10 protein-coding genes and 1 pseudogene are annotated in these 14,046 nt (G+C 50.5%); 10 read left to right on the top strand and 1 reads right to left on the bottom strand.

Annotated elements, in window-relative coordinates:
* The first annotated feature begins 58 nt into the window (after positions 1–58).
* From AWJ19_RS25640 to AWJ19_RS25595, 10 genes and pseudogenes are all read left to right on the top strand, one after another.
* Positions 59–940: a sugar ABC transporter permease gene (locus AWJ19_RS25640; protein WP_068728077.1), complete on the top strand. Its 882-nt coding sequence runs from the start codon at positions 59–61 to the stop codon at positions 938–940.
* 3 nt (positions 941–943) lie between these two features.
* The gene (locus AWJ19_RS25635) at positions 944–1,777 is read left to right on the top strand and encodes a carbohydrate ABC transporter permease (RefSeq protein WP_068728076.1); all 834 of its coding nucleotides are present in this window, start codon (positions 944–946) and stop codon (positions 1,775–1,777) included.
* Between the two features lie 40 nt (positions 1,778–1,817).
* Positions 1,818–2,840: a glycoside hydrolase family 130 protein gene (locus tag AWJ19_RS25630; RefSeq protein WP_068728075.1), complete on the top strand. Its 1,023-nt coding sequence runs from the start codon at positions 1,818–1,820 to the stop codon at positions 2,838–2,840.
* Positions 2,841–2,863: 23 nt separating this feature from the next.
* On the top strand, positions 2,864–3,823 hold the full coding sequence (locus AWJ19_RS25625; RefSeq protein WP_068728074.1) for an alpha/beta fold hydrolase: 960 nt from the start codon (positions 2,864–2,866) through the stop codon (positions 3,821–3,823).
* Between the two features lie 167 nt (positions 3,824–3,990).
* Entirely contained in the window at positions 3,991–5,331 is a 1,341-nt protein-coding gene (locus AWJ19_RS25620; protein ID WP_068728073.1) for an extracellular solute-binding protein, read from the top strand.
* A gap of 93 nt (positions 5,332–5,424) precedes the next feature.
* Positions 5,425–7,499, top strand: a pseudogene (locus AWJ19_RS25615) (alpha-glucuronidase family glycosyl hydrolase).
* A 170-nt stretch (positions 7,500–7,669) separates the two neighbouring features.
* Positions 7,670–8,632: a sugar ABC transporter permease gene (locus AWJ19_RS25610; RefSeq protein WP_068728072.1), complete on the top strand. Its 963-nt coding sequence runs from the start codon at positions 7,670–7,672 to the stop codon at positions 8,630–8,632.
* A complete protein-coding gene (locus AWJ19_RS25605; protein ID WP_068728071.1) occupies positions 8,629–9,474 on the top strand; it encodes a carbohydrate ABC transporter permease in 846 nt (281 codons plus the stop codon). Before AWJ19_RS25610 ends, AWJ19_RS25605 begins: the two co-directional genes overlap by 4 nt.
* Before the next feature lie 100 nt (positions 9,475–9,574).
* Positions 9,575–11,311 (top strand): sensor histidine kinase, encoded by a 1,737-nt coding sequence (locus AWJ19_RS25600; protein ID WP_068728189.1) that lies wholly within the window; start codon positions 9,575–9,577, stop codon positions 11,309–11,311.
* Positions 11,312–11,410: 99 nt separating this feature from the next.
* Positions 11,411–13,033: a response regulator transcription factor gene (locus tag AWJ19_RS25595; RefSeq protein WP_068728070.1), complete on the top strand. Its 1,623-nt coding sequence runs from the start codon at positions 11,411–11,413 to the stop codon at positions 13,031–13,033.
* A gap of 58 nt (positions 13,034–13,091) precedes the next feature.
* On the opposite strand, the gene AWJ19_RS25590 is transcribed toward AWJ19_RS25595, so the two are convergent.
* The gene (locus AWJ19_RS25590) at positions 13,092–13,949 is read right to left on the bottom strand and encodes an AraC family transcriptional regulator (RefSeq protein ID WP_068728069.1); all 858 of its coding nucleotides are present in this window, start codon (positions 13,947–13,949) and stop codon (positions 13,092–13,094) included.
* Positions 13,950–14,046 lie beyond the last annotated feature (97 nt).

The following is a 14,046-nucleotide window of genomic DNA, read 5'->3' as shown; positions in this document are numbered from 1 at the left end:
ACTTTTGCCGTGTTTGTGAGGATCTGGAGTTAGTAGCATCTGTTTGTTCCTGGGAGGTGTGGAGAGAGTGTCCAACTTAAGTTATAAAAATCAGCGTATTTTAATTATTTTTTTATTCTCGCTAGTTCCGGTTGTCCTGCTGTTAACATTCTCATATCTGCCTGTAATTAAAATGTTCCAATACAGCTTCACAAGCTGGGACGGCTTCAGCAAAAACATGGAGTACGTCGGGTTCGACAACTATAAGACGATTTTTACGAGACCGGAGTATTTTGCCGTATTTAAAGTCAGTCTGTATTACTTCTTTGCTACATTTGTGCAGATGGGGCTGGCGCTCTATTTTGCGACTATTCTGAGCTTTAATGTCAGGCTGAAGAACTGGTTTAAAGGTATTTTGTTCTTTCCTACACTGCTTAACGGAGTCGCCATCGGGTTTATCTTCCTGTTCTTCTTCAAGCCGGAAGGGACGCTGAACACACTGCTTGATCTGGCAGGCCTCGGGGCCTGGCAGCAGAAGTGGCTGCTGAATCCGCATTTAATTAATATTTCGCTTGCGTTTGCTTCGGTGTGGAGATATATGGGGATGAACTTTATCATTTTCCTGGGTGCCATTTCATCGATCGGCAGCGATATTTATGAAGCTTCCGAGATTGACGGAGCCAACCGCTGGCACCAGTTCAGACATATTATTCTGCCAAGCATCAAGCGTATTCTGCAGCTCAATCTGATTCTGGCAGTAAGCGGAGCGATCGGCGTATTTGAAATTCCCTACGTCATGACCGGCGGTTCCAACGGCAGCAGTACCTTTGTCATTCAGACCGTCGATGTGGCCTTTAAATACAGCAAGCTGGGTCTTGCTTCGGCAATGGCGGTAGTCCTGCTGGGTATTGTTATCATCGTTACCATTCTGCAGCGTGTTCTGATAAAGGAGGAGAAGTAAGAGATGCATACCCTTAAATACAGCGCAGCCTCCTTCTTTAAATATCTTACTTTGATTTTTGGGGCTCTTGCCGCGCTTATTCCAATCATCGTGGTCTTTTTCGCATCACTCAAAACCAATGCCGAATACGCCAGTACCGGTCCGCTTACTTTACCCGAGAACTGGCTGAACTTCAGCAATTACACCAAGGCCTTTGTTGACGGCAACATGCTGCTGGGCTTCATGAATACCATTATTATCGTGCTGATCTCTATTGCAGGAGCAACATTGACCGGATCGATGATGGCCTACATTCTGGCCCGCTTCAAATTCAAAGGCAGCAAGCTGCTGATGGGGGCCTTCCTGCTGGCAACCCTGATTCCCGGAGTAACAACACAGGTAGCCACCTTTCAGATCATCAACTCGCTCGATTTGTTTAATACACGCTGGGCGCCGATCCTGATGTACCTGGGTACGGACATTATAGCTGTTTATATTTTCATGCAGTTCCTGGACTCGATCTCCGAGTCCCTGGATGAATCGGCTATGCTCGACGGTGCCTCCTACTGGACGATTTATTGGAGGATCATTCTGCCACTGCTGAGTCCCGCAATTGTTACGGTCATCATTGTGAAGGGTGTCAACATCTATAACGACTTCTACACCCCTTTTCTGTATATGCCAAAAAGCAGCCTCCAGGTTGTCTCCACCGCGCTTTTTAAATTTAAGGGCCCTTACGGCTCGCAGTGGGAGGTAATCTGTGCGGCGATTATGATTGCGATTATTCCCACGCTGATTGCCTTCATTGCCTTGCAAAAATATATTTACAACGGGTTTGCCCAAGGCTCGGTTAAATAAAGCACGCTTACCAGAACCAGATTTGAGAGGAGCATGAAAGATGAAACAAGTAGAACTGATTGGAACCAATCTGCCGAATATCCCATGGCAGGACAGACCGGCCGGCAATGACAATCCGGTGTGGAGACATAATGATAACCCGGTTATCAAACGGAATCCCGCCAAAGGGGTAGCGCGGATTTTTAACAGTGCTGTAATTGCTTACGAAGGCAGCTTCCTCGGCGTGTTCCGTGTAGAGGACAACACGACCCGCCCTCATCTCCGGATGGGCTATAGTGCTGACGGCCTGGACTGGAAGATCGCGGATGAGCCGATTCCGTTCATTGACGAAGCAGGCAACCCGTACGCACCGCGTTATGCCTACGATCCGCGTCTCGTCCAAGTGGAAGACACGTATTATATCATCTGGTGTACCGATTTTTACGGAGCGGCGATCGGGGTAGCCCGGACACAGGACTTCAAAACCTTTATCAGCCTGGAAAATCCGTTTCTCCCGTTTAACCGCAACGGGGTGCTGTTCCCCAGAAAAATAAACGGTAATTTTGTAATGCTGTCCCGTCCGAGCGACAGCGGCCACACGCCGTTCGGTGATGTGTTCCTGAGCGAAAGCCCTGACTTTGTCTACTGGGGCAAGCATCGTCATGTCATGACCAAGGGCGGGCAAGGCTGGTGGCAAAGCACCAAAATCGGCGGCGGCCCGGCACCGATTGAGACGAGTGAAGGCTGGCTGATGTTTTATCACGGCGTTACTACAACCTGTAACGGCCTTGTGTACAGCATGGGAGCAGTGATCCTGGATAAGGACGAGCCATCCAGAGTCAAATACCGCTCCAGAAACTTCGTCCTTACACCCGAAGAATGGTATGAGGAGAGAGGCTTCGTTAATAACGTGCTGTTCCCTTGCGCAGCCCTTACCGATGCCGAAACGGGCCGGATCGCCATTTACTATGGCGCTGCAGATACTTATGTGGGCGTAGCCTATACCACGGTTCAGGAAATTGTCAGCTATGTCATTGAAACCCATGAAGAAGTCGGTGACGATGCCGGACTTGGCAAAATCTGAGCCGGATATAAGGAGAAACATTCATGAATGAACGATCTTTGTCCCAATTGCAGGCCTATGAAGGGATCAGCCCGAAGCCGGATGATTTCGACGGGTACTGGGAGCGCGCTTTAAGTGAACTGGATGCCCAGCCTCTGAATTATGAGCTGGTGCCTGCGGCATTTACCAGTCTACTTGCGGAATGCTTTCATCTGTATTTTACCGGTGTAGGCGGGGCCAGAATACACTGTAAATATGTAAGACCGAAGCTGCCGTCCGCCGGAAAAGGACCGGGTGTCGTCATGTTCCACGGATACGGCTGTGACAGCGGCGATTGGCTGGAGAAGGTGGGGTACGCGGCGCACGGCATCAGTGTACTGGCCATGGATTGCCGGGGCCAGGGCGGGGTGTCCGAGGATAATCTGACCGTTCAGGGTACGACGATCCGCGGACATATTATCCGCGGAATAGATGATCCCGATCCGGATAACCTGTACTACCGGAATGTATTTCTGGATACAGCCCAGGCGGCGCGTATCTTGATGGCCATGCCGGAGGTGGACCCGGAACGCGTCGGTGCGTTCGGACTGTCCCAGGGCGGCGGCCTTACGGTTGCCTGTGCTTCGCTAGAGCCCCGGATCAAAATAGCAGTGCCGGTCTATCCGTTCCTCTCCGACTATAAGCGGGCATGGGAAGCAAACATCACTGCGTCTGCCTATGAGGAGCTTAACTATTATTTCCGGTTCTTCGATCCGCATCATCTGCGTGAACAGGACATTTTTAACCGTCTCGGTTATATCGATATTCAAAATCTGGCAGACCGCATAAAAGGAAGAGTGGTATGGGTTACCGGATTAATGGACCCGATTTGTCCGCCATCGACCCAATTTGCTGCATATAACAAGATTACGTCACCGAAGGAATTACTGGTCTATCACGAATACGGCCATGAGTATCTGCCCTATCTCGCAGACCGGACTCTGCAAAGCTTTTTGACTCTGTAATGAAAGTGCACTTCTTCCCGGCTGCAGCCCTTATGACTTGTAAGGGCTGCAGCTTTTTCCGTGCGATTTTAAAATAAATCGTGCATCACCCTCATATGAACTTCCATCTTTAATTGTTACTATAACGGTGTAGCAAGCGAATACAGATTAAATTAGGAGGGTTAAAGATGTTGAAATGGAAGCGTTCTCTTACAGTACTGGCCATGACGGCCTTACTGGGAACGATGGCGGCCTGCGGCGGCAACGGCAACGGCAATGGAGCTACAAACAAGGCGGAGGCTACTCCCGAGCCTGCCAGCACTACTGCAGCGGCGACGGCTGCTCCTAGCAATGAGCCTGTTAAACTGCGTATTATGTGGTGGGGATCCCAGCCGCGGCACGAGGCTACTTTGGCTGCGCTGGAGTTATACACAAAGAACAATCCGAATGTTACCTTCGAACCAGAATATTCAGGTATGGATGGATACCTGGATAAATTATCGACACAGGCTGCAGCAAAAAATGCACCGGATATCGTTCAGCTAGATCCGGGCTGGATGCCGGACTGGATGTCCAGGGGACAATTAGCCGACCTGGCGCCTGAGGTGGATGTCAGTAAATTCGATGCCAAGCTGCTGTCCGGCGGACAGCTTGACGGCAAGCAATACGCGGTTCCGCTTGGCTCGGTAGCCTTCGGGATGGTATACGACAAGGCGGCCATGGATAAGCTCGGCATTGCAAATCCGGCCAACGGGTGGACATGGGATGATTTCTTCGCGCTGGCCAAGGAGTCCAAATCCAAGCTGCCTGAGGGGCAATATTTCACCCTGGACTATGGCGGCAACTACTTTATGTACTCAGCCTACCAGTACGCCAAAGGCAAGGGCCAGGTCATTACAGATGACGGCCACTTTAACGTGGATCAGGCTGTCTTCCTGGAGTGGACCAAGAAATTTGAAGAGCTGCGCAAGGAAGGCCTGGTTCCTCCGGCGGATGTAAATGCTTCCGATAAAGAAAATGATCCGCAAATGGACCTGCTGGCAGCAGGTAAGGTTCTGTTCCGGTACAGCTTCTCCAATAACCTTGGTACCTGGGACAGTATCAAGCCGGGTGCTTATGCCCTTGTTACGATGCCGCGGGCGGAAGAAGCGGGCGGCTGGCTGAAGCCATCCATGTATCTGTCCGTTTCCGAAAACTCCAAGCATGCTGAGGAAGCCAAGAAATTCATTAACTGGTTTGTAAACGACCAGGAAGCAGGGAATATTCTCAAGACTTTCCGCGGCCTTCCGGCCAACAAGGAAATTGCAACGGCGCTGGAAGCCAGCATGAGTGATCTGGATAAGGTTGGTTTGGGCTTGCTCCGTGCTACAGAGCCGGACGGCCAGACCTGGTCGGCCGGAGCCGGCGGCTGGACCAACTTTATCGACAAGGACTGGGTACTGGTGCGTGACCAGCTCAGCTTTGGAAAAGTGACACCGGAGAAAGCCTTTGAGCAGCTGAAGGAAGCGTCACAGGCTTACGAAAAATAGTTCCAGAACGAAAGGCCCGGAGCATTTTGTTCCGGGCCTTGCCGTTACCTGGACGCCTAATGTTAATTGAAGGTAGAGGGAGGATTTATGAATATGGAATATTCGGTGCATTATCAGCCGGGAGACGGGTATCTGGCCTGGCTGCAATACCGCAATCCTGCGGCTGGAGGGGCGGGACGTTATCAGGAATACCAGCGGATTGTTGCCGCTGGCCAAGACAATACTGTGCTTCGTACGGCTGCGGACGAGCTGGCTCAAGGCCTTAAGGGAATTACCGGAAGAGTGATTTCAGTCTCGGAGACAATGGCGGCGTCCCCAAGTATCATTATTGGAACCTTCGGTGCAGACTCAGTGGTTGACGAATTCTTCAGCATGGAGGTAAGCAATGCTGTTCAAGCGGAAGGTTATGCCATTCAAACCGACAACCAGACCGGCAGTATTGTTATCGGGGCGCTTACCCCTGCAGGTGTATTATATGGCGTGTTCCATCTGCTGCGGATTATGGGGACAGGAGGTTCTGTCCGGCAGTTGAATATTCTGGAGAATCCGGCCAATCAGCTGCGCATGATCAACCAGTGGGATAACATGGACGGGAGTGTAGAGCGGGGGTATGCCGGGCAATCCGTTTTTTATGAGAATAACATGATCACAGGCCAGCTGGAACGGATTCAGGATTACGCCCGTCTGCTGGCTTCCACCGGCATCAATGCCATAACGATCAATAATGTGAACGTCCACCAGACCGAAAGCCGGCTTCTGACAGATTTCCTGCCGGATGTAGCGAGGCTGGCAGCCATTTTCCGCAGCTATGCCATCAGGCTGTTTCTGAGTATTAATTACGCCAGTACAATGGAGATCGGCGGTCTTGAGACGGCAGATCCCCTGGACCCGGACGTCGCGAGTGGTGGCGAATGACAGCAGCTGCAGTGTATGAAGCTATCCCTGATTTCGGGGGATTTCTGGTCAAGGCCGATTCGGAGAACCGGCCGGGACCGTTCACCTACGGCAGAGATCATGCAGACGGGGCCAATATGCTGGCTGAAGCGCTGCAGCCGTATGGCGGCATTGTCATCTGGCGCTGCTTCGTCTACAACTGCAAGCAGGACTGGCGTGACCGTTCCACCGACCGCGCAAGGGCAGCCTATGACCATTTTCAGCCCTTGGACGGACGCTTCATGGACAATGTCATTCTGCAGATAAAGAATGGGCCGATTGATTTTCAGGTAAGGGAGCCGGTCTCCCCGCTGCTGGGGGCTATGCCCAAGACGAATCAGGTCATTGAATTCCAGATTGCCCAGGAGTATACCGGCCAGCAGCGCCACGTGTGCTATCTGGTGCCCCAGTGGAAGGAAATTCTGGATTTTGATACACAGCTTCAGGGGAAGGGGACGACTGTCCGGCACATTGTGGATGGTTCCGTTCACGGCAATCCTTACAGCGGCTTTGCTGCTGTCTCTAATATAGGAAATGACAGCAACTGGACGGGCCATTTGCTTGCACAGGCTAATTTATACGGTTACGGACGTCTTGCCTGGAATCCCGGGCTGTCTGCCGATGCGATTGCCGGGGAATGGATTACGCTGACTTTTGGCTTTGCTTCAGCCCATGAACCGTTTCAGCTCCTGTTAAGAATCCTCATGGAATCCTGGGAAATCTATGAATCTTACACGGCCCCGCTGGGCGTAGGGTTTATGGTGAATCCCGATCATCATTACGGGCCAAATGTGGACGGATATGAGTACTCTATGTGGGGCACCTATCATTTTGCAGATTGCCATGGAATGGGTGTTGACCGGACAACAGCTACAGGTACGGGGTATACCTCCCAATATGTGCAGGCCAATATGGAACAATATGAGTCCCTTGACAGCTGTCCGGATGACCTGCTGCTGTTCTTTCATCATGTCCCGTATACGCATGTGCTGCATTCGGGTAAAACCGTGATCCAGCATATTTATGACACTCATTTTGAAGGCGCAGAACGGGCATACGGGCTGCTGTCTGACTGGAAGCTTATGAAGGGACAGGTGGATGATCGGGCGTACAGGCATGTGGAAGAGCGTCTAACGGAGCAGGCCGGGCACAGTAAAGAATGGCGGGACCGGATCAATACGTACTTCCTCCGGAAAAGCGGTATACCCGACCAGCACGGGAGAACAATCTATTAATGTAATACGTGAAAGAGGCGGAGCATTCCGCTTCTTTTTTATGGCGGGAAGGGCGGGAGACGGTTCGTTTATCGTTATATTTTGAAAGAATTCGAGCATTGCCCTCCTTTAGCAGGCCATAGGCGGCCTATATACTTAAGGTATAAATTAACCACAAGAGGTGACCACAGATGAACCGTTCCACAGCCGCCATAGCCAAAACTGCTGCGAAGCCGAAAAAAAGCTCCTATTTCAAAAGCAGATGGAACGCACCGTTAGCAGGCTATTTGTTTATTTCCCCCTGGCTGATCGGGTTTCTAGCGCTTACGGCGTACCCGTTATTCCTATCCCTGTACTATTCCTTTACCGACTACACCTTGATGCAGCCGATGAAGTGGATCGGAGTCCGCAACTATGAGCGGATCTTTACAGCAGACCCCAGATTCGTTCAATCCGCCAAGGTAACCTTCACTTATGTGCTCGCTTCCGTGCCTTTAAAGCTGATAGCTGCGCTTTTTGTAGCCATGATCCTCAGCAAGGCGGTTAAGGGGATCAGCATCTACCGCACTGCCATTTATTTTCCCTCACTGATCGGAGGCAGTATCGGGGTTTCGCTGCTCTGGCGCAACATCTTTGGGGTTGACGGGGTTTTCAACAAGCTGATCGCTGTCTTCGGCTTTGAAGGAAAGGGCTGGATCACAAGTCCCGATACGGCACTTGGCACGCTGATTCTGCTGACGGTCTGGCAATTCGGCTCAACGATGGTTATTTTTCTGGCAGGCCTGAAGCAAATTCCGAATGATCTGTATGAAGCCTCTTCCGTAGACGGAGCCAATAAAGTGACCCAATTCTTCAGAATTACGCTGCCGATGCTTTCGCCGATTCTCTATTTCAATCTAATCATGTCTGTTATCAACGCCTTTCAGATGTTTACATCCGCATTTGTCATTACGAACGGCGGCCCGATGAATGCTACTTATGTGTATGCAATGTATTTGTATGAAAGAGCGTTCAGCCGTTACGAGCTGGGGTATGCTTCGGCGCTCGCCTGGATTATGCTCTTGGCCATCATCGCAGCTACGCTGCTGATCTCTTATACCTCGAAATATTGGGTATTCTATGAAGCTGACACTGGAGGGAGAAAACGTAAATGACCACATTAAAGGTAAAGCCGGTTCTTCGTCATCTTTTTATGATTCTCTTCAGCTTTGTGATGGTCTATCCGGTGATCTGGTGGATCGGAGCATCGCTGAAGCATACTACGGAACTAAACTCGCCGTCCATTTTTCCGTCTGTTCCGCAGTGGAGCAACTTCAGCGAGGGCTGGAATTCGGTTCCCGGACATACATTCACCGATTTCTATCTGAATACGTTCGGCCTTGAGCTGGCAGTCATTGTCGTAACACTGTTATCTACTACGCTGGTTGCCTTCGGGTTTGCGAGACTGGATTTTCCGCTCAAAAACTTCTGGTTCTCCATCCTGATGCTAACCTTGATGATGCCCGGACAGGTGCTGATCATTCCCCAGTATGCGCTGTTTTATCAGCTTGGCTGGGTAAATACGTATCTCCCGTTCATTATCCCCCATCTGCTTGCGGGCGGGGCAGGCGGCAGCTTCTTCGTCTTCCTGCTGATCCAGTTTATACGCGGTGTTCCCAGAGAGCTTGACGAATCTGCCAAAATAGACGGCTGCTCCTGGTTCGGCATCTTCTGGAGAGTGGTGATGCCGCTTGCTTTTCCGGCAATTGTAACCGTGACGATCTTCTGCTTCCTGTGGAACTGGGATGACTTCCTGGGTCATCTCCTGTATATCAACACGGTAGACAAGTATACGGTCGGTCTGGCGCTCCGGATGATTAATGATTCCCAATCCGCCCAGGAATGGGGCCAGCTGCTTGCCATGTCACTTGTATCGATCCTTCCGGCAACCATCGTGTTCATGTTCCTTCAGAAGTATTTCGTGGAAGGGATTGCAACTACGGGAATTAAAGGATAAGATGTAAAAAACATTGGTCTTTTAACGGTAAAGCCTCGAATCTCTTTCGCTGCTTTACCGTTTATTTTGTCTGAACCGGAGCCGGAGGGAAGTGAAGCAACTGACAAATCCTTTTAAAAAATATAGAATCGACCGGCTGTTTTTTCATAGCTTTGCCATCGTGCTGATTGCTGTAATCGGGGTTACCGCATGGACTAGTTACAGCAATTCTTCCAAGGCGCTTGTAAAGACGACATCCCATTACCAGCAGCAGCTGCTGGATGAGCTTAATAATGAAATAACAACCAAACTGGTCATGATTGAGCAGATTTCCCTGTCCAGCACCCGTGACAGTGAACTGACCAATTTTCTCCTGAACAGGCAGGATGAATTCGAGAGGTACCGGAGGCGTGCAGGTGTGGAGAGCGCACTCGCGAATCTGACCTATGCGATTCCGCTGATCCAGGGCATAGATCTCTATATGGATAACCCCATCTTCAGTGAACGGCAAAATTATATACAATTCCGCAGCCTTAATGATCTGAACAAGCAGGAGGGAATCAGGTGTCTGGAGAAAAGCGACTTCTGCTGGTCCAAAGAATATAATTTATCTACTTCGCAGGGAGATGTTCCTGTACTCAGCTTTTTCAGAAAAATAGTGTATGAGAATGACTATCTTGGCGTCCTGATGATCCACATCAAAGCGGGCGAAATCCGGAAGATCTTAACAGGGAATTCAGACGGATCCAACCGGATCATGGCAGACAGCGAAGGCCGGCAGATTATGAAGATCGGCGATACGCTGGCCCAGGACGACTGGCCGCAGTGGATCGATCTGAGGAGTAATAGCTCAGGGTATGTGCATATTCCGGCAAAGGACGGATCACGCGATACGCTGCTTGTCTACTCCAGAATGGATAATTCCATCTGGACGCTCATAGAGTTTACTTCCTGGAAGCAAATCACGGCAAGCAGTCTGAAGCTGGCGGAATGGATCGGTCTGATCGGAATTGGTGCAGTGCTGCTGGTTGTGCTGCTGACCCATTTTTTGAGCAGGCAGTTTACCAAGCCGATCAAGAAGCTTGTAAATGCGATGCGGGTATATTCTGTGGGCGGGGATAATGTGGAGCTCCCTTCAGATTATGAAAATGAATTCGGGTATTTATTCGCAGGCTACCGTAAGCAGAATGAACGGATTGAAGAGCTGTACCTTTCGCTGGAGCGCCGCTACGAGCAGCAGCGCAAAGCTGAAATTGAAGCGCTTCAGGCTAATATTAATCCGCATTTCCTGTATAACATGCTGGATCAGCTTAACTGGATGGCGATTGAGGCCGGCCAGGATGAGTTAAGCCGGATTCTGGAGCTGATGGGCCGGATGTTCCGGATCGGATTGTCCAACGGGAACAGCTTCATCACCATTGCCGATGAACTTTTGCATATTAATTGTTATCTTGAAATCCAGCAGCTGCGCTGGGGGGAGGGTCTGGAATATAGCATTAAAGCTTCCTCAGCTCTTCAGACTTTATACATTCCCAAGCTTACGCTGCAGCCGTTTGTTGAGAATTCGATCGTCCATGGCTTTAACAAGCAGCGGAGCGGCTATGTCTCTATTGAGATGGAGCAAAGCGGTGATAAGCTGCAGATCAGGATTGAGGATAACGGGTCAGGACTGAAGCAGCCTGATGAAAGGCCGCATAACCGGCACACCGGAGGTTATGGCGTCCGCAATGTGAGAGAACGGATTGACGGATATTTCGGAGCAGGCTATGGCATTGTTCTGGAGGACCGGCAAGAGGGCGGAACAAGAGTGCTGATTACGCTGCCGCTGCTGGCAGAGCCTCCAGCCAGTAAGGAATAATTACTGGCAGACTGGGATAGGGCAAAAGGCTATGCTGATTTATCGTAAGCGCTTCCTTTGGGAGTGTGCTTTCGCTAAAGGAGTTAAGGGGGAAGAGCCATGTGGAAAATCGCAATCATTGATGATGAGCGGCAGGTTCTGAAGGGAATGAAAAGTGCGATACCCTGGGATGAGCTGGGAGCCGAATGGGCTGGAGAGGCGATGAACGGAGAGGACGGGCTGGAGGTTATCCGCAGAACCCTGCCGGACATAGTAATCACTGACTTGTATATGCCGGTCATGAGCGGTCTGGATATGATGGAGCGGCTCCGAAAGGAAGGCTTCCAGGGCAAAATCATTATCCTGAGCGGCTATTCCGATTTCGAGCATGCCAGGCAGGCCCTGCGGTTTCAGGTGACCGACTATGTATCCAAGCCCATCAGCCTGCCGACTTTAAAATCCATTCTGGGCAAGGTCATACAGGAGCTTGAGGCAGAGGAGGAAAAGCGTATCCGCCAATGGGAGCTTGAATTCAAAATGACGCTGTATGAGCCTTTTGTAGAAAAGGAGTGGGTCCGCTCGGCTGCTGTCGGTACGCTCGACTCTGCGTACAGGGACAGCATGCGTCTTCCGCCGGCCTATCAATACTGGCAGGAACGCAGGCATGTCACAGTCGGGATCGAGCTGATCCGGGATGAACGGGCCAAGTGTCTATCCGTCTCGGACTGGAATCTGTTCCGCTTTGCGGTCAGCAATATCGCCTGTGAAGTAGCGCGCAGGATGTTCCCGGATCTGGAATACACGGAGCTGCACAGTACCAGGGCATTACTGATTATCCATCCGGGGGCAGAGCAGCAGGAACAGCTGGAATACAGGCTTGATGAGCTTGGTATCAGGCTGACAGACAGTATAGGCAGTTATCTTAAGCTTGTTACCCGTATAGGAATCGGGGGAGTAAAGAATTGCTGGACAAGGCTCTCCGACTCGACGGAGGAGGCGTTCCGGGCCATGGACCTGACTGATTTACGGTCCGCTTCGGGTCATGAGGTGTACAGGTACAGGGAGAGCAGCGGCAGCGGCGCACCGGTTAAGGTCGCCCTCTTTCCTGTGAAATTTTCATATAAACTTGCAGCAGCAATGAAAGCCTCACAGGAAACAGAAGCCCATGACCTTGTGCTGGACTATATAACGGAGATGAAAAAGCAAGAAGGAATTTCCCAGGGATATGTACAGATGCTTGGGAGCGAGCTGTGGGGCATTATAGCCTACTCGCTTTATGAATCCGGATTCGTTCTGGACGATCTGTTCACCAATGACCAGATCGCCAAGGAGATCAGCGGCCTTGTTGTACCGGATCAGCTGGCCAGCTGGCTTATGGACAAAATCAGCAAAATCTGCAGCAGCAGACAATGGAAGGGAAGCAGCAAGCACCGGCAGGTCGTCGATTTCATGACCAACTATATCCACGAGCATTATGCGGAGGAGCTCACCCTCGCCGAGCTTTCGGATAAAGTATTCATCTCGCGGAATCATCTGTCTATCATTTTCAAGAATATTACCGGAGAGACGTTTAACAATTATTTGACCCGGGTACGCATCGAAAAGGCGCGTGAGCTCTTGATGGAGCGGAACATGCTGGTGTATGAAGTGGCGGAACGGGTCGGCTACAGGAATATTCCCTATTTCAGCACATTGTTCAAGAAGATTACCGGCATGAATCCGACAGAGCTGATAAAAAACTGACTCCGCGTAATGGCATGACCCAATAAATACGAAAATTCAAGCCTATAGCGCAAGCCCTCTACTCTGGAGGACTTGCGTTTTTTTTGGCATACCTGCCGGGGGATATTCCCGTGACCCTGGTAAAACTGCGGATAAAATTCGCATAATCGCTGAAACCGGATTGATAGCAGGCTTCGGTAATGCTTAGCCCTTCTCCCAGCAAGGATTTGGCGAGTGCGATGCGGCGGTCCAGGATATAGGAACGGAGGGTTAGTCCGGTATGCCTTTTGAACTGGCGGCTGATATAGGTGCTGTTCAAATGAAACAGGCCGGCAAGCTGTTCCAATGTGATGTCCTCCGCAAGATGTCCTTCAATATAGTCCATTGTTTGGCGTACCAGTGCAGGCATAATATCTGCCGTGATAAAGCTGGCCTGCTGAAAAACCGTATTGGCCAGCACCAGGAGCTGAGCGATGCAGCAGTTGGCCTGAATATCTGTACCATACGCATTAGAGGAAAGGGCCTGTTCCAGTTCACAGGTAAGCTGCAGGAATTGTTCCAGCTGCGCTTGCGTTAAATGAACAATGTTTCCTTTTCCCATTGGCCGGTAGTGGAAGCACGCGGATAAAAGTGTGGCCGGAGTAGAGAGGCGATGCAGATAGGATTTTTGAAGATTAATGGTAATCCGTTCATATTCGGTATCATCCAGGCTGAAGGAGCGGTGCATTTCTTCCGGGCTGATGACAATCAAATCACCGGGCTGCAGGCGGTAGCAGCTGTTTTCAATATAGAAATTGACGTTGCCGCGGAGAAACAGGTATAGCTCATAAGCTTCGTGCCGGTGATAGAAGGTCCCCATATTGTAAGTAGTGGTCCTGTGCAGGTAGAGGAAATCCTTATGGATAAAATCATATCGAAGCTCGACAGGCTCGTTCACTTTGCAGCCTCCTGATCTGTTCGCGCAATAAATACTGCGGAAACCGCAATGATTATTCGCTGAAGGTACTTTAAAATGTCAATATCCTAACATGTTA

It is taken from the genome of Paenibacillus sp. DMB5 (genome assembly GCF_001517085.1).
GTDB lineage: Bacteria > Bacillota > Bacilli > Paenibacillales > Paenibacillaceae > Paenibacillus_AQ.
This window is presented reverse-complemented; position numbering and strand designations above follow the sequence as displayed.